Source organism: Sphingobacterium chuzhouense (genome assembly GCF_014692525.1).
GTDB lineage: Bacteria > Bacteroidota > Bacteroidia > Sphingobacteriales > Sphingobacteriaceae > Sphingobacterium > Sphingobacterium chuzhouense.
Map to the genome: position 1 here is coordinate 737,392 of NZ_JACNYL010000003.1, position 15,764 is coordinate 753,155.

General features: G+C 40.3%; 21 protein-coding genes. 10 read left to right on the top strand and 11 right to left on the bottom strand.

Annotated elements, in window-relative coordinates; translation table 11 throughout:
* A complete protein-coding gene (locus H8B21_RS15165; protein WP_190314593.1) occupies positions 1-624 on the bottom strand; it encodes a fibronectin type III domain-containing protein in 624 nt (207 codons plus the stop codon).
* A 472-nt stretch (positions 625-1,096) separates the two neighbouring features.
* Positions 1,097-1,348 carry a hypothetical protein gene (locus H8B21_RS15170; RefSeq protein ID WP_190314594.1) on the bottom strand — a complete coding sequence of 84 codons (252 nt, stop codon included), beginning with the start codon at positions 1,346-1,348 and terminating at the stop codon, positions 1,097-1,099.
* Between the two features lie 423 nt (positions 1,349-1,771).
* Here H8B21_RS15170 and H8B21_RS15175 point away from each other — a divergent pair, with 423 nt between their 5' ends.
* Complete coding sequence (locus H8B21_RS15175) at positions 1,772-3,724, top strand: tetratricopeptide repeat-containing sensor histidine kinase (RefSeq protein WP_190314595.1); 1,953 nt, start codon at positions 1,772-1,774, stop codon at positions 3,722-3,724.
* Between the two features lie 89 nt (positions 3,725-3,813).
* Here H8B21_RS15175 and H8B21_RS15180 read toward each other — a convergent pair whose 3' ends face one another.
* Positions 3,814-4,605 (bottom strand): sulfite exporter TauE/SafE family protein, encoded by a 792-nt coding sequence (locus tag H8B21_RS15180; RefSeq protein ID WP_190314596.1) that lies wholly within the window; start codon positions 4,603-4,605, stop codon positions 3,814-3,816.
* A gap of 241 nt (positions 4,606-4,846) precedes the next feature.
* On the opposite strand from H8B21_RS15180, the gene H8B21_RS15185 reads away from it, so the two are divergent.
* Positions 4,847-5,491, top strand: coding sequence for a Crp/Fnr family transcriptional regulator (locus H8B21_RS15185; protein ID WP_190314597.1), 645 nt, complete (start codon positions 4,847-4,849; stop codon positions 5,489-5,491).
* 12 nt (positions 5,492-5,503) lie between these two features.
* Here the strand turns inward: H8B21_RS15185 and H8B21_RS15190 are convergent, their stop codons facing one another.
* The 3 genes from H8B21_RS15190 to H8B21_RS15200 all read right to left on the bottom strand — a co-directional run bounded on the left by H8B21_RS15190 (position 5,504) and on the right by H8B21_RS15200 (position 7,968).
* Positions 5,504-5,800: a DUF202 domain-containing protein gene (locus tag H8B21_RS15190; protein WP_190314598.1), complete on the bottom strand. Its 297-nt coding sequence runs from the start codon at positions 5,798-5,800 to the stop codon at positions 5,504-5,506.
* A 39-nt stretch (positions 5,801-5,839) separates the two neighbouring features.
* Positions 5,840-7,354, bottom strand: a complete 1,515-nt coding sequence (locus H8B21_RS15195; protein ID WP_190314599.1) for an NAD(P)H-dependent oxidoreductase — start codon at positions 7,352-7,354, stop codon at positions 5,840-5,842.
* Between the two features lie 68 nt (positions 7,355-7,422).
* Positions 7,423-7,968, bottom strand: coding sequence for a DUF1697 domain-containing protein (locus H8B21_RS15200; protein WP_190314600.1), 546 nt, complete (start codon positions 7,966-7,968; stop codon positions 7,423-7,425).
* Between the two features lie 140 nt (positions 7,969-8,108).
* Here H8B21_RS15200 and H8B21_RS15205 point away from each other — a divergent pair, with 140 nt between their 5' ends.
* Genes H8B21_RS15205 through H8B21_RS15215 form a run of 3 tightly spaced genes read left to right on the top strand, consistent with a single transcriptional unit; the run spans position 8,109 to position 9,305 of the window.
* Complete coding sequence (locus tag H8B21_RS15205) at positions 8,109-8,429, top strand: metalloregulator ArsR/SmtB family transcription factor (RefSeq protein ID WP_190314601.1); 321 nt, start codon at positions 8,109-8,111, stop codon at positions 8,427-8,429.
* Position 8,430: 1 nt separating this feature from the next.
* A complete protein-coding gene (locus tag H8B21_RS15210) occupies positions 8,431-8,892 on the top strand; it encodes an SRPBCC domain-containing protein (RefSeq protein WP_190314602.1) in 462 nt (153 codons plus the stop codon).
* Between the two features lie 2 nt (positions 8,893-8,894).
* A complete protein-coding gene (locus H8B21_RS15215; RefSeq protein WP_190314603.1) occupies positions 8,895-9,305 on the top strand; it encodes a DoxX family protein in 411 nt (136 codons plus the stop codon).
* 46 nt (positions 9,306-9,351) lie between these two features.
* Here H8B21_RS15215 and H8B21_RS15220 read toward each other — a convergent pair whose 3' ends face one another.
* Positions 9,352-9,645, bottom strand: a complete 294-nt coding sequence (locus H8B21_RS15220) for a hypothetical protein (RefSeq protein WP_190314604.1) — start codon at positions 9,643-9,645, stop codon at positions 9,352-9,354.
* Between the two features lie 298 nt (positions 9,646-9,943).
* On the opposite strand from H8B21_RS15220, the gene H8B21_RS15225 reads away from it, so the two are divergent.
* Both H8B21_RS15225 and H8B21_RS15230 read left to right on the top strand, forming a co-directional pair.
* The gene (locus H8B21_RS15225) at positions 9,944-10,153 is read left to right on the top strand and encodes a hypothetical protein (protein WP_190314605.1); all 210 of its coding nucleotides are present in this window, start codon (positions 9,944-9,946) and stop codon (positions 10,151-10,153) included.
* A 50-nt stretch (positions 10,154-10,203) separates the two neighbouring features.
* A complete protein-coding gene (locus H8B21_RS15230) occupies positions 10,204-10,785 on the top strand; it encodes a L,D-transpeptidase (RefSeq protein ID WP_190314606.1) in 582 nt (193 codons plus the stop codon).
* Positions 10,786-10,800: 15 nt separating this feature from the next.
* On the opposite strand, the gene H8B21_RS15235 is transcribed toward H8B21_RS15230, so the two are convergent.
* The 3 genes from H8B21_RS15235 to H8B21_RS15245 all read right to left on the bottom strand — a co-directional run bounded on the left by H8B21_RS15235 (position 10,801) and on the right by H8B21_RS15245 (position 13,127).
* Positions 10,801-11,823 carry a hypothetical protein gene (locus H8B21_RS15235; protein WP_190314607.1) on the bottom strand — a complete coding sequence of 341 codons (1,023 nt, stop codon included), beginning with the start codon at positions 11,821-11,823 and terminating at the stop codon, positions 10,801-10,803.
* Positions 11,824-11,963: 140 nt separating this feature from the next.
* Entirely contained in the window at positions 11,964-12,755 is a 792-nt protein-coding gene (locus H8B21_RS15240; protein WP_190314608.1) for a Rossmann-fold NAD(P)-binding domain-containing protein, read from the bottom strand.
* Between the two features lie 96 nt (positions 12,756-12,851).
* Positions 12,852-13,127, bottom strand: a complete 276-nt coding sequence (locus H8B21_RS15245) for a hypothetical protein (RefSeq protein ID WP_190314609.1) — start codon at positions 13,125-13,127, stop codon at positions 12,852-12,854.
* A 220-nt stretch (positions 13,128-13,347) separates the two neighbouring features.
* Between H8B21_RS15245 and H8B21_RS15250 the strand changes: the two genes are divergently transcribed.
* From H8B21_RS15250 to H8B21_RS15260, 3 genes are read left to right on the top strand one after another with little or no spacing between them, the layout of a single operon-like run.
* On the top strand, positions 13,348-13,836 hold the full coding sequence (locus tag H8B21_RS15250) for a DUF4199 domain-containing protein (RefSeq protein ID WP_190314610.1): 489 nt from the start codon (positions 13,348-13,350) through the stop codon (positions 13,834-13,836).
* Positions 13,833-14,195 carry a DUF2200 domain-containing protein gene (locus H8B21_RS15255; RefSeq protein WP_190314611.1) on the top strand — a complete coding sequence of 121 codons (363 nt, stop codon included), beginning with the start codon at positions 13,833-13,835 and terminating at the stop codon, positions 14,193-14,195. The genes H8B21_RS15250 and H8B21_RS15255 overlap by 4 nt, the downstream gene beginning before the upstream one ends.
* Positions 14,196-14,209: 14 nt before the next feature.
* Positions 14,210-14,653 carry a DUF1801 domain-containing protein gene (locus H8B21_RS15260; RefSeq protein ID WP_190314612.1) on the top strand — a complete coding sequence of 148 codons (444 nt, stop codon included), beginning with the start codon at positions 14,210-14,212 and terminating at the stop codon, positions 14,651-14,653.
* Positions 14,654-14,959: 306 nt separating this feature from the next.
* Here H8B21_RS15260 and map read toward each other — a convergent pair whose 3' ends face one another.
* Positions 14,960-15,763 (bottom strand): type I methionyl aminopeptidase, encoded by an 804-nt coding sequence (gene map, locus H8B21_RS15265; RefSeq protein ID WP_190314613.1) that lies wholly within the window; start codon positions 15,761-15,763, stop codon positions 14,960-14,962.
* Position 15,764 lies beyond the last annotated feature (1 nt).

Below are 15,764 nucleotides of genomic sequence, written 5' to 3' on the forward strand. Positions count from 1 at the left end.
CTACCTTACCACTATTGTTGCGTGATCACTCCAATCGCCGGTGCCCTGCGTGTTCAAGGCACGCACGCGCACTTCATAGCGTTCAGCCGCCGTCAACGGTGCAATGATATTGGCACGGGATGAGCTCGTCGCGAAGCGTTCACTCCATTCGCCTTCGCCCTGCAACCGATATTGATACTCATACATCAACACGTTCCGTTGGTTGGCGAAATCTAACCTCACCTGGCCCGATTGCCTCCCGTCGCTGAGCTTTACCCCTTCCACCTTCAGCGGAATCTGAACGGAGCCGCTCGCGCCATTGGTCGGGAAGCCCGAACTCAGCAAAGTCGATAGGTGCCCCTCTGCCACACCGTTTACGTAATACGCCAGCTGGCGCAGTGCAGCCTCCAGCGGCAGACGGCTTTCATTCTTGAGGGCCGTTTCCTCCGGTGAACCGCGGCGTCTTGCAGCCGTTAGCTTCGCCGAGAAATCATCCAGCAGTTCCTGTACCGTTGCCAATACAGGCGTTGGTTGTTCGAAGTGTACATTGTCTGTCATGGCACCGATGATCGTTGCAGCGGTTACCATGAGCTCATCGTCTTTCATTCGTGCAAAGCCGATAAGCGCTTTAAATTTTATAGCCATTTTTTTTGCTTTTTATGTTCTCCTCGCGAGATCGAACAGTACAAACGTAACAAGCAACCTAACCCCGAATGAACTTTTGATAGGATTTGATAGAAATTGATAAGATTTGATAAAAATTAACCGAAAAGAAACCTATTTTGCGGGTATACATCGTGTCTTCGCGCATGTAAATGACGGCTTCGACACTGTACAAAACGGTTAAGTCAAGGCGCAAAATGAATTCTGCAAGGGACAACATGCTCCAAGCAAGCGTCAGAACCGGTTCGTCACGCTGCAAGAGCGATATGTTGCGTGCAGGCATTGCGACGACACCGTACAGCACGTATCCGTCACGGCACGAGCGCGTTATGTAAGGCTACAAAGCAGACCGCGCAAACGACAATAGGGCTTTGGCAAGGCGCAGCGCTTCCTTGCTCCTTGCACGCGCCTTCCTGAACATGCGCAAAGCCCTGTTGATTTTCGGCAACAGCTGTTATATCTTCCCTTTTCTCCTGCTCTCTTCGATTGCTTTGAGGATGTCTTCTTCAAAATACATATCCGAACCGCCCAAGCGCATGGGGTTCAGCAGATCTTTTTTCAGGTTTCGGTTGTAAGTCGGTTCAGACATATTCATCTTGTTCAGAAGCTGCTCCTTCGTCCAGATGAGGCGTTCCTGCAAAGGCAAGCGCTGTTGCCGCTTGATATCGACGAGCTCGGCAGATAAGGCGGTCAAGACCGATTTCAAGCTCTTCGATTTCGTCTATTCGCTTTCTGCCGACTTTTGCCAACCATAATTTGAACGGCTCGGCTTTCTTGGATGGTACGGATTGTAATCGTTTCGTTTCCCTCTTTTGTCAATTCCGTTCCTTCATTTGTAACCTGCTTTTTTGGCGGTAATGGTTTTGTCGCGACCGGGTGTGTCAAAGGTATGCCGGTAGCCAGATTGTATTTTTTACGATTACTTTCATTTTTGTTTATTTTTATAGTTCATAATTTTTATCCAGATGAGGTTCACGGAACAAATCGACCGTTTTCCGTCATTTGATAAAACAAAAGTATAGTGGCAAAACTTTCTCCAATACCCCCCAAAGGGGGTTTCTAGGGATGTTGAATGCGTTTACCTTTGTTATAGTGATAGTCACCGGAATTTATAAACCTTAAAAATAAGATGAAAAGATATATACCAATAGAAATACAGCAGACGTTCCGCCTATCGCTATGCATTTTGGCGACACTCCTGCCGATTGCCGGTTTCAGTCAGCATCTGGATTCACTGGAACAGGTATTGAAAACACAGAAGCTGACGGATACCGAAAAAATGAAGGTGCTGGATGACCTCAACTGGTTCTATAATAGTATTGACGCTGACCGATCCATTGCTTTTGGAAAACAGGGATTGGCACTGGCAAGGAAAACCGGAGACGAAAAGGTGATCGCTACTTTCCTCAAAAATATCGGTATAGCCTACTATATGGATGGTATCAACGATACGGCTTTGATCTATCTGGAGGAAGCTAAACCCTTGGTTGAACAACTGGATGATTACCGGATGCAGACCTCCGTTTATAATGCCTATGGCAATATCTACCGTGTGCAGAGCCTCTACGGCCAGGCAATTGAAAATTACCTCAACGCCGCAAAAATTCTCGAAGCGAAAAATGATATCAACGGACTTTCCTTGATCTATTCCAATATCGGTGGTGCCTATCAGATTATGACCAATTACGAACAGGCATTGGTATACTTTGGCAAAGCAGAACAACTGGCCATAAAAACCAATGATCAGGACGGGTTGGGAAGTATTTATGTCTCTTTGAGCGACATCGCGCTGTATCAGGGAAAGCCATTGCGGGAATCGATAGATTATGCCCAAAAAGCCCTTGATATTTTTCAACAGACGGGTAATAGGCTGTTTGAGAACAAAGCCTTGACAACGCTTGCCAAAGTGTATTACTATCATGACGACTACGCTAGGGCTGAACCGCTGGCAGAACAGGCGGCCGCAGAGGCCAAAGAACTGGGTTTTGACCACTATATCGTGGAAGCCCTCGAACTCGTCTCCAAAATCAACTTTTATCAAGGACGGTACGCCAGATCCGTCGAGTTGGCAGAGGAAATACTGACCATCGACACAACCGATATCAACCCCATCCGGGGAGCTTACTCGACGCTGATGGTGGCCAATGCATACCTCGGGCACCCGCAGATGACCCGAAAATATGCAGAAAAGTATGCAGAAACGATAGACCGCTACGTCAACGAGACTTTCCAGGGTTCGTTGTCGCTCATGGAGGTAAAATACCAAACCGAAAAAAAAGAATTTAAAATAGCCGCTTTGGAAAAACAACGGCAACTCCATATCTGGCTGGGGATTGCGGGGAGTGTTATCCTGCTTATTGCCTTAGCTTTTGCCCTGATACGCTACCGCCTGGCCGTGAGCCGCCGGAAACTGGCGGAAAAGGAAGCCCAACGGCTGGAACAGGAAAAACAGCTGGTGGCGGTGCAGGCCACGCTGGACGGTGAAGCGGCCGAACGTACACGCTTGGCCAAAGATCTGCACGATGGATTGGGCGGGATGCTGTCTGCCATCAAGATGAATTTACCGCAGGTAAAGGGCGATGCCCTGCTGGAGGCGGTGGACGTAACGCGTTTTCAGACAGCATTGGGCATGCTAGACGATTCCATACAGGAACTCCGCCGGGTTGCGCATCATATGATGCCCGAATCGCTGCTGCGCTACGGACTGAAAGTTTCTCTCACTGATTTTTGTACAGCTATCCCAACAGCCGATTTCCACTATTTCGGGAATGAGGCCCGGTTGCCCGGCAAAATGGAGATCATGGTGTACCGCTGTATCCATGAACTGGTCAACAATGCGCTGAAACACGCCGATGCAAGCCATATCAACGTGCAACTGGTACAGGAATCTGACCGTATTTCCTTTACGGTACAGGATGATGGAAAAGGATTCGATCAGGAACGGGTGACCGAAGGCATGGGATTACAGAACATCCGACAGCGGGTACATGCATTTCAGGGTAAATTGGATATTTTTTCTTCGAGGGAAGGAACGGAAGTACATGTAGAACTGGAACTGACAAAAAATGAACAGCATGATTAAGGTAACCATCATTCAGGCTATCTGATCAAAAATGCCATGATAGAACAAAAGACACTCAAACAAGAGATTGAAAAATTGTTATAAATTTTTCACCAAATCTCCTTAACCAAGATATATACGCCCATCAACAGCACAAACCAACCGAATGTCGGTTTGAGCCTATCTCCATCAATTTTCTTAGACAACGCCATACCTATAAAAATTCCCACAATCGCAAAAAAGGTAACAATGAGCAGAAACCTCCAATTTATCTGACTTTCACTACCTTCACCTAAAAAACCTATGAGTGATTTTGCTGCGATGATAACTAACGAAGTGCCTACAGCTTCCTTCATCGGTAGCTTGCTGAGGATGACAAGGGCAGGAATAATAAGAAAACCACCTCCTGCGCCAACAAACCCTGTTAATATGCCTACTACTGTTCCCTCTATAAGAATAAGCGGATAGTTGAATTTCTGTTTAGGTAACATTTCTTCTATACGCTGTTTGTCCTTTTTGATCATGCTATACGAAGCAACTATCATCAAAATAGCGAAGAGTATCATAATCATCATGTCCCTGGTCAATGTAAAATCACCAATATGGAATATTTTGAATGGAAGTGCAGGAACGATATAGGCTCTAGTTAGGTAAACGGAAGCTATAGAAGGAATGCCAAACACCACAGCAGTACGCATATTGACCAACCTCTTCCTGAAATAAGAAAACGAGCCAATAATACTGGTAATACCCACTACAAACAAGGAATAAGCAGTAGCGAGAATCGGATCGACATTAAAGAGATACACGAGAACCGGTACTGTCAAGATACTTCCCCCACCGCCGATAAGGCCTAAAGTAATACCGATAAAAATGGATGATATATAACCTAAAATTTCCATAATCCTTAATTAAATATACAAATCTGCATGAACTGAAGGACCTGTTCTGTTACATTTGTTACAAATGTCCTTTTTTCACGCTGATATGCACAATACCCTTTAGATCGGAAGTACGTAGTAACAATTGTTACAAATCTGTCGGTAAAGAATGATTAGTTTTACACAAGAAGTCGACCAACAGTTAACGGCGTAAATAATAGACCCGGAGAAAAAATATTGAATAAGTTGTTAATTTAAACACATGAATGAACTGAAACTAATCCGTGATGCATATAGCAGTATTTTCGAGCCGGCATTAATTACGGAAATTGCATCGGTCGCAAAACTGATAGAATTTAAAGAACGAGATATACTGATCGATATTGGGAAATACATCAAAACGATGCCATTGCTGATTAAGGGCGTCATCAAGATCATGCGCGAAGACTTTGATAACGGCGAACTATTGTTATACTTCATTGAAAGAGGAAACACTTGTGCAATGACGCTGGCGTGCTGTATGGGCGAAACAAAAAGCGAAATTCGGGCAATAGCGGAAACCGATGGACTTGTTGCCATGATTCCCATGCACTATATGGAAACATGGATGGAGAAATATCATAGTTGGAGAGCGTTCGTCTTTATGAGCTACAATAATCGACTTAGTGAAATGTTGACTGCTATCGACAATATTGCGTTCATGAAAATGGATATGCGCCTTTACCAACATCTTTTAGAAACCGCCAAGATAAATTCTTCCAATACAATAAACAAAACGCATCAGGAAATTGCCTACGAACTTAACAGTTCCCGCGTAGTCATTTCCCGACTCTTGAAAGCGTTGGAAAACGACGGCAAGATCAAACTCAACAGAAATTATATTAAACTTTTAGATTCGGAAAGGTAAAAGCCACACCATTTACCGCTTGCTATCCATGTATTCCATCTTATAATCTCCAATATGTTTTTCGCTATTCGCGATATTCTTTTTCTGTTTCAAAAAATTGAAAATTCCAACCGCCAACAAAATTACTGAAATCACGATAAATATAATTTCAATAAGACGTCCCTGTTCTATAGTCGTTAAATTATTGATACTAACTCCAGCCACCAAAAAATACATGGACGTCCTTATAAACGATAATAAAGTAGATTGATTGGCTAACACCGTACGTGCGAGTGCAAGCTTCTCCCGAAGTATTAAGTCTTTATTCATAATCTCCAATGCATGTGATTTTGTACTCTATTCTATTTCTCATGACAATTTAATAAACGGCACCAAAGCAAACCACATTATATACGATAGCGATACCGCCATGATACCATCAATTCGATTTGGTTTTTTCTCTGTACGTATAAACTTATACAACATACCTAGAAGCCAAATAGCGTGAATTACGGCAAGATAGATGATATTTCCATATACTTCATTCAAATGATTAGATTCTTTTAAAAATAACATGGCTATAACGGATGCTACCACAAAAAAAGAGGCAAGATAGGCTGCCCTATTTTTTCCAAGCCGAACAGCCAATGTTCCTTTTCCAGCCTGCTTATCCGCAGTGAAATCTGGGACACCACCCATAATTATCGCGGGAATAATAGATAAAAACAACGGTATGCCCAATAACCAAGGGAAAACAACGCCCATACTTCCTCCCTGAAACACGAAACCACAGAGAATTACCGCAAAACTATGCGTAAACCCAACTACTACCTCTCCCCATCCATTGTATGAAAATTTTAACGGAGGAGCCGTATAAGAAATAGCTATCACGAATAAAACAGCTATCATCAGTATGACTTGGTGGAAAGCTGCTGTTGATAAAAAGGCCACTACAATCGTCAGCATACAACTTATAACAAAAAGGATCTTCATCGCTTTTTTGATCGTAGACTCAGAAATCAGTCCGTTTATCAACACTCTAGATCCACCGGAAAAGGGGCTGTAGAAACGATTTAATCTATCTGTTTCTCTATCGTAATAGTCGTTGCTAAAAACCACAATGACTTCCATTAGAAACAACAATATATATCCCAATACAAATACCAGCCAATTAAAATCTCCATTTAATTTCGAAAATGCAAACGCACCAATACCATAGGCAAAAAAGGTCATGGGATAAAATTGCAGCCGGACTGCTTGCACCCACGGTGCTATTTTTTTCATAAACTTTTCCCATGGAGTCAATACGCCATGTTCGAGATCCCGCCCTTTTTGATACACATCACGTAACCATTGTTCCTTTTTCTCAACAGAAGAATGCTTAACCGGGCTCAGCAGCATTTTACGCACCGGCTTCACCCCACAAAATTTAAGTGTGGCATTCGTGAGTGCTTTTGTTGCGGGAGCACCATTAAATAATCTGTCTACCCATACAGGCGTATCCATAGTAGCGATTAATTGTGCTGTTCGAGGGCTCAGCAGCTTATCGAAAGCATCCGGCTGTATTTCTCTAAAGGCAAAACCTGGTGTTAGGACGCGATCAAGAAATGCTTTTAACAAGGCAGGCATATTTCCCCACCATGTCGGAAATACAAATACAAGATGATCAGCCCATTTTATCAATTCTTGTGCCCTCAACACATCATCCTCCATATGTTGATATTGCGGCGAAGGCACCACGACGCTCATTTCAAACCGCATATCAGCGAGTATAAGACTTTCCACGTTTACGCCTGCTTCTTTTGCCCCGCGTATATACTCCTTTGCCAACGCAGCACAATAACTATCTTTGCGTGGATGTCCCAATATCACCAAAACATTCATATCATTGCTTTTATATAGACAACAGACATCTAAATAAAAGTGTTTAGAATTCGGCTACTATTTGTAAGTTATATTTTCTTTAACACTTTTTCAAAAGTGTTGAGGTTACGTGACGTAAAAGAATTTTTCAAGTTCTTTCTTCCCAATATATTTCCAAATTCGGAACCGAGGGTATTTCCTTTAGGGACTGTCCAGTAAAAATTACCACTGATGATCTGTGCCGCTTCTCCTGATGCTTTTCTTGACTTCTCAAATTCTGACATCAATATTTTTTCTATCCCATCCACACCAACGAAACCATAAATATGGTAACCAGGATTTATTTCAAAAGGATTTTCACGAAAAATAGTTTCTATTTCCCTCTGACTTTTCACGAATAGAAAAGCTTCGTAGGAAAAATGTGCTGACATTGTCTCTTCTAGTGTTTTTTTTAGCTCTTCCACTTTCTTTTCGGAGGAAAATAGGATATTTCCAGAAGCTAACACAGAGGAAACATCTTTCATCCCCGCTTCCGCGAATACAGAACAGACTTCTGCCATTTTCATATTCGTACCTTTTACATTCACGCCTCGTAGAAATGCACAAAATCTATTATTAGAATTAGAAACTTTCATTGCCGGTAAGTAACTCCTAATGTTTTAACTGATTGATCTAACCGCAAGATAGATAAAGTTTTATTTCAGGTCGATATTTTTATAAAAATATTTGCGTAGTCAAATGACTACATTTATATTTGTAGTCAAATGACTTCACAATGAATCTAAGACGAGATGTATTCCAGGCAATTGCGGATCCGACTAGAAGAGCAATTCTTATTTTGGTGGCAACACAATCTATGACGGCGGGAGCTATTGCTTCAAATTTTGATTCTGCCAGACCTACTATTTCCAAACATATCCAAATTCTTACCGAATGTGAGCTTCTGCAACCTGAACAAAAGGGCCGTGAGATCATCTATCATTTAAACGGCTCCAAAATAAAGGAAATAGCAGATTTCATTGAACCTTTCCGCAAAATGTGGGATGATCGTTTCAACAAATTAGAAGCTTTAATGAAAAATTATAAAATCAAATAGTATGGAACTAAAAACACAAGTACACGCCGAAGAAGGCAAACAGGAACTCTTCATCACTAGGGTTTTCGATTTACCCTTGAGATTGCTTTTCAAAGCTTATGAAGATCCAAACATCGTAGCACAGTGGATGAGTACGCAAGTTATAAAACTGGAAAATACTAAGCATGGAAGCTGGCAATTCGAAACCTCTTATGATGGAAATGTTTTATTCAGCGCCAGCGGTGTCATTTTAGAATTTGTCCCAGATCAAAAAATCACCCGGACGTTTAAAATGGAAAACACGGACTTTCCTGTCCAGTTGGAGTTTCTTGAATTTGAGGCTTTAGAAAATGATACGAGTAGACTAACCATGCAAATTATTTTTAAAACTGTTGCATTCCGGGATCAATTACTTCAGATGCCATTTGCACGAGGTTTAAACATGGCACATAACCGACTAGAGGAAATCCTAAAACAACAATAATCATGAACAAGCGGAATAAAATAATATATTGGATCGCAACGATATGGTTGGCGTTGGGTATGACGTCCACCGCTATCGTGCAATTAGTTAAAATGAAGGAAGAAGTCCAAAAAACCAGTTTGGATTTAGGTTATCCTGTATATTTTCTTACTATTATTGGTATTTGGAAATTATTAGGTGTAGTCGTTATACTCCTTCCAAAATTTCTTTTGCTAAAAGAATGGGCTTATGCCGGATTTTTCTTCTTGATGTCCGGAGCCATTATTTCCCATCTTTGCGTCGAAGATAGCATGGCAGATTTATTTGGACCTTCACTTTTATTAATCTTGACAATTCTCTCTTGGTATTTCAGACCTGCTAATCGAAAATTGGTTGGTTCCAACTATAAAACTGTAAGAGCCAACCGTTCATAGCGCAATGATCTTGCTGACGGTTGGTACCCTCCCATTTTTTTCTTATTTAATCCAAATTCGGGGAGTTAATCGTATCACTGCTGTTATCTCGGTTCAAATTATCCAATGGAACGCCGGTATTATTTTCTATTTGCTGATCCACGGTATCCGTGTCTCTACTTCTTTCCAGATTATTCAGCGGAACACCATTATCTTCCGTCGACGGTGTAAGGGAATCAGTTGTATCCGTAGATGATGATCCCGGCCGTCCGTTGCACGCTATTAATACTATAATCGCTAGTATTATACTTGCTGCCAGATGGATTTTTTTCAACGTACCGATTTTTATAACTATTATCATGTTTGTCATTTTTCGTTTATACATCGCCACTCTTCTATTTAAAAGAACATCATTATAAGAAAAATGTTCGTTTGCTAGACAATATTCACCCCTTATTCGGACACTGTTCGCCCATCTACCGAGAATTTACCGTGTACCGAACGTGTATTTACCGGGAAAAACTCGGTAAATACACGGTAAAAAGGCGAATAAGGTATTAATAAGGTTAAAAGAAAAGAGCCTGCTGCCTATAATAAACAAAATATTGAACTTCTTCATTAAATCTTTGTTCACTTTATATATAAACAAAAAAAGGGATATGACACAGCATAGCGAGAAACAGAGCAAGACACCTAAAGGGAAACCTTCAGGCACGTCAGGGGATACCGCTGGCCCGATTGAAGTGGACAGCGCTAAAGTTAAAGATACAGAAAAAGTAGAAAAAAAATATCTAAATGAGGACGGTGAAACGGCAGATAATGTCGACACCAAGAATGTAAATCGGAACACAGATAAGGAAGCAAAATGATGGAGACATTGGTTTGTTTTTTGCAAGGTAGAGAAATAAAAATTAGAATTATGCATACTACGCGCTATATTTTTTTGTTTTTAATGGTATTTATTTACAGTTCTTGTAGAGATAGAACCTCTACAACCAAAAAAGATACCCAACCTGAGTTGGCGGAAACTCATCTGGTTATCAGCATTTCACAGCGGCAGCTGTATGTAATGGAAGGAAGTGACACGGTACAGCGATATGCCATATCGGTAGGTAAACAAGGACACCCTACCCCACAGGGCGAATTCAAAATACATCAAATCGATTGGAATCCCGATTGGACACCACCCGATAGCGAATGGGCACAGGATGAAAGTTACAAAAAACCCGGTCAGGCGGGAAATCCTATGGGACGGGCTCGCATCATTTACGAGATGCCCTATACCATACACGGCACTACTGATCTCGAATCATTAGGTGAAGCTGAGTCACATGGTTCAGTGCGCATGGCCAACGCCCAGGTAATCGAGCTCGGACGTTTCCTGATGGAGCGAGCTGGTACGATGCGATCCGAGGAATGGTTCAACCGCGTGCTGAGTGACTCAACAACCATGGAATCGGTCAAGCTGGAGCAACCTATACCACTGACTAATGTAGAATAATAGAACGGAGGGCAATCATTGAATATACAAATGATTTAGGTAAATATTATCTTGTTCTGTAAACAATGGTTTAGGTACACCGTTTACCCATAACGTCGGAACAGACTTTCCGGCGTTCAGGATGTTTCCTAAAACATATACTTTATCGTTAAAAATAGTTATAGCCATAGCTTTAACATTACGTGCATCGGTATTCAACTCATATAATAATTGTGTATTTCTGTATACCCTCGCAAGGTTTACACCGTTTTCGGATACACTATTGGTTACAAAATAATAATCATTTCCGTCCATTGTCGCTAGTATATTACTAACACGTGTTCCAACAGGGTGAGAAAATATTTCGTCGGTACCTTTCCAAACTTTCGCGGTATCTGTATTACGATCTACATTTCCGTAACCCATAGTCAACACTTCTCCATTTTCAACGTGTATAAAAGTAGCTTCAGAGGGCGCATTATTAATAGTCTGCATCGTACTTCCATACCATATACTTGCTGCTTGTGCAAACTGTCCTGCTAAATAATATGCACCTTCATACACTGTAATAGCACGAATACCCGAAAACTGTAGCGCTCCTGAGTTTACTTTCTGCTCACCGTTTACCCACAGCCGTTGGTAAGGTCGATTATCTTTATAAATCGTGCCCGCCACATAGATATTTCCATTTTCTGCGTAAATAGCCGTTGCGGAATTATTTTGGGCTGCAGCGGATAAGTATTCTATCACCCCATTCTTCCAATATACGACACGCGTTTTGTTTACTTCGGTATACTGACTGCCTCCGACGTAGACGTCCTTACCATGAGCATAGACTACATTGGCATCGGCCGATTGGTTTGGAGATAATTTTATTATGGAATCTTGAACGATCAGGACAGCTTTTCGATCGCGTTCATTATAATTATTGGCGAAAGAATGTCCAGCATAATAGAATATAGGTTCTTTTATATCATCATTTATGTTATTAGAATCTTTCTTACAAGACACCAAACTTCCTAACAAAATAGAGATTCCTAGAATTTTATTTAATTTCATACCGAACGTGTTTAGATGCATACATTGCTCTCTACAAAATTCCGAAGAATAGTCTAACGATTCGATAAAAAACCTTTAACAACCCATATACTTCGCTTTGCTATTCATATACAAAGCATCTACAGAAAGATTTACTGATATTAGTAATGGAAGTATTTAGGATTTGGATATATAAAATCGTATTCTAATTCTTTTATCAGTTTGTTTGAAGAAATCAATCTGCCTACTTCCTTTGTGCTCTCGATGTAAGTTTGATTTTTCTGCACGGAGATGATTTCTCGTTTTGTCGGGTGCTTAGGCGCTACAACGTTGTATAATTTTGCATAAGATTTATTTTCAATCATTCTTTCAATTATGGCAGGAATATCTTCGTAGTGAACATGGTTAACAGAGGCATCGAGATTAGAAACGTTGTATTTGCTAAGTTGTCTATCATCCCCCATGAGTCCACCCAACCTTAAGATATTAACCTGAGGGTATAATGCTCGTAATAAATGCTCAGCAGAAACCTTTTCAACAAGCATATCATCTTCGGTAAATTCTTTTTGTTTGCTGGGATAAACACTAGTTGAATTCATAAAAAACATTTGCCCGTCAAAACTTCCTATGAACTTAGAGAAATTATCAATCCGTTTTTGAATATTATGTATATGGTGGTCTTTGCGTGAAGAAATCGGAAATGTAATAATCAAGACATCTAACGATGGCACTACCTTCCAAGTCAAAATCTCAACAGATGGACAATCTGTATTGAAATCCACAAGTGTCGGATTTAAGTTTTGTGATGCTAACGCTTGTATTTTGTCCTTTGACGTTGTTGTGGTATAGATATGGTTCTTTATTTGCCATTTTTTAGCCATTCTGATACCAAGCCATCCACATCCTACAATACCTAGGCTTAAATCACTTAAATTCGAGACTATTTCTTTCATAAAATATAGAATTAATTTTCACAGCTTCATAACGATCAAACGTCCTTTATTATCCTAAACAGTATTTACCACTAAATAAAATATTCGACCTGAATCTTACATTTTTTCAACCACTTTCCAAACTTCTTGTTTTTTGTTATATCGAAGCCGCCAAGTTTTTCGGGGAATATCTGTGCCGCGGGCAGTTGTATGACTGTCAATATGAACGATTACTTCTTCGGTACTTATTTGTTCTACTTCGGCATTCGTATATCCGCCGTCGCTAAATACTGCCACAGCAGCTACAACAGTATTGTTCGGAACGATATTGAAAAAAAATATTGCCAGACATCCTGGATATAGGTGTGTATCTTGAAAATTAATTCTATTCATATTTTAGATGGTTATACTTTATTTTCGATGAAAGTAAAATGCCCTCTTGAAATCTTTATCAAAATTATTGTCATCTTTAGTCGTCAACCTAAACTATAATGGCAAAACCGCAACTAATATACTTAAAAACAGACATTTGCAGAAATAAGTCAAAATAATATTGATATCTTTACATAAACATGTTTTGCGTATATTTAGACACTATAGCGGATATTAAACGATGAAAAACATAAGTATAGAAATCAAATGGGCAGTATTATTTTCAATAATGACATTGCTTTGGATGGTATTGGAAAAATTGTGTGGATTGCACGGAAAATACATTGATTACCATCTTTACCTTACTAACCTTTTTGCGATTCCGGCGATATGGTTTATGGTCTTGGCACTGAGAGACAAAAAGAAAAATTTTTATGCTGGGCAGATGAGTTACAAACAGGGATTAATTTCGGGTATCATACTTTCCGCTTTCATTGCCTTGTTAAGCCCAATAACACAGTGGGTCATTTCTTATATTATCACACCCGAATATTTTCCGAACGTGATAAAGCGTTCTGTCGAGATAGGTTATTACAAGACAACAGCTGAAGCTGAAGCTAATTTCAATTATAAAAACTATGCGATCAATTCAACTATTTTTGCATTTATTTTTGGAGTGGTAACGACTGCGATCGCGATGATTTTTATACGGACAAAAAATACGAAATGAAAACAACCCCTGAACATAATGAACGAATAGCAAAAATGACGTTTGCTTCTGTTTATCCACATTACGTGACCAAAGTGGAAAGCAAAGGCAGAACAATAGAAGAGTTACATCAAGTCATAGAATGGCTCACCGGATTTGACAGCAAAAAACTACAAGAACTCATCGCCAAGAAAGTAACTTTTGAAACTTTTTTTGAGAGAGCTAATCTGAACTCCAATGCGCCACTCATAACAGGTGTCATCTGTGGCTACCGGATAGAAGAAATTGAAAATCCGTTAACAAGACAAACCAGGTATCTAGACAAACTGGTGGACGAACTGGCGAAAGGCCGAAAGATGGAAAAGATTTTAAGACAGTAATCAAAATCGAACAGGTGGCAAAAACAAAGACTACTTATACAGGTACCTATGTCATGGATTTTGTAAACTCATACGTTGACAACGAACAGAAAAAAGCCGACAGTATCCGTTTAATAGAACTCATGCAGGAATGGTCTGGCTTTGAACCCAAAATGTGGGGACCGACTATTATCGGGTTTGGCAATTACCATTACAAGTATGCGAGTGGACACGAAGGCGACGCACCTATTCTTGGATTTTCACCACGAAAAGCAGCGTTTTCGTTATATGTTTTCTCGGAGACAGAGAGGAGTAAACTATTGTTAGCCGACCTGGGTAAATTCAAAATGGGCAAAGCCTGCATTTATATAAAGAAACTTGCGGACATCAACATCTCAACGTTGCACGAGCTATGCAAAGAATCCGTAAGTTATATTAACGAACACCACGAATGTGCCTGCAAGGGGAAAAACCTGTAAATCAAACTGTTTATCAAGTAAAAATGATATGACTATCAAAACCAATAGGAAGAATCTTTTGATAATACATTATTTGCTTTTTACAACTATCAAGGTAATAATTTTTTGTAAGCAAGTCAAATGCTGTAAATCTTCCTTACGAATAGATTTCTGGAGTTCGACTCCCAATTGTAACAACAAAAGTCAATCTTTCGATTGAACTTTTGTTTGTGAACCGATTGGTACGAAATTCGACCTCTTTTTACTTACTTCCCGTCCAAAACTCTTCGCGGCACAACTTCCCTTTCAAGTTTTTTCATCAGTTAATTATACCGTATAGTATGAGGAATTAAGATTGACATTAGACTTTTCGGCTTTTTCTATCACTCTAAAATCTGTCAGTAATAATGGTTTGCCTTTCTTTACACAAACATCTTGCTCAAAATGTACAGACGGTTTGCCATCCTCTGTATATATCGTCCATTCGTCATCTCCTGTAAAAACCCTCGCCGTACCTAAATTAATCATCGGCTCAATAGCAAGTACCAAGTTTTCCTTTAACAATTTACCTTGCCCTCTACGTCCGAAGTTTGGCACATTTGGTTCTTCGTGCAGGTTTCTTCCCAATCCATGCCCCACTAGGTCTTTGACAATCCCATACCCATATCGCTGCACATGAGACTGGATAGCAAAACTTATATCGCCAACCCTGTTGCCGTGTACAGCTTGTTCAATGCCTTTTGCGAGGGAGCCCTTGGTAACTTTTACAAGTCTCAGCACTTCTTCAGAAACTTCGCCTATAATAAAGGTGTAGGCTTGGTCTCCGTGAAATCCATTTTTATAAGCCCCAACATCCAATGTTACAATATCTCCATCGGTTAAAGGCTTTTTATTTGGCAAGCCATGTACAACAGCATTATTGACCGATATACAGATATGAAAAGGAAAACCATCAAAGTCATGGAATGATGGTGTTGCTCCGTGGTCTCGGATAAATTCATTTGCATACTTGTCCAATTCCAAAGTGGTAATTCCCGGTTTTATTATCGTGGCTAGGAAAGCCAATGTTGTACTAACCAACATTGTGCTCTGTGCCATCAATTCAATTTCTTCTTCTGTTTTACAATACATC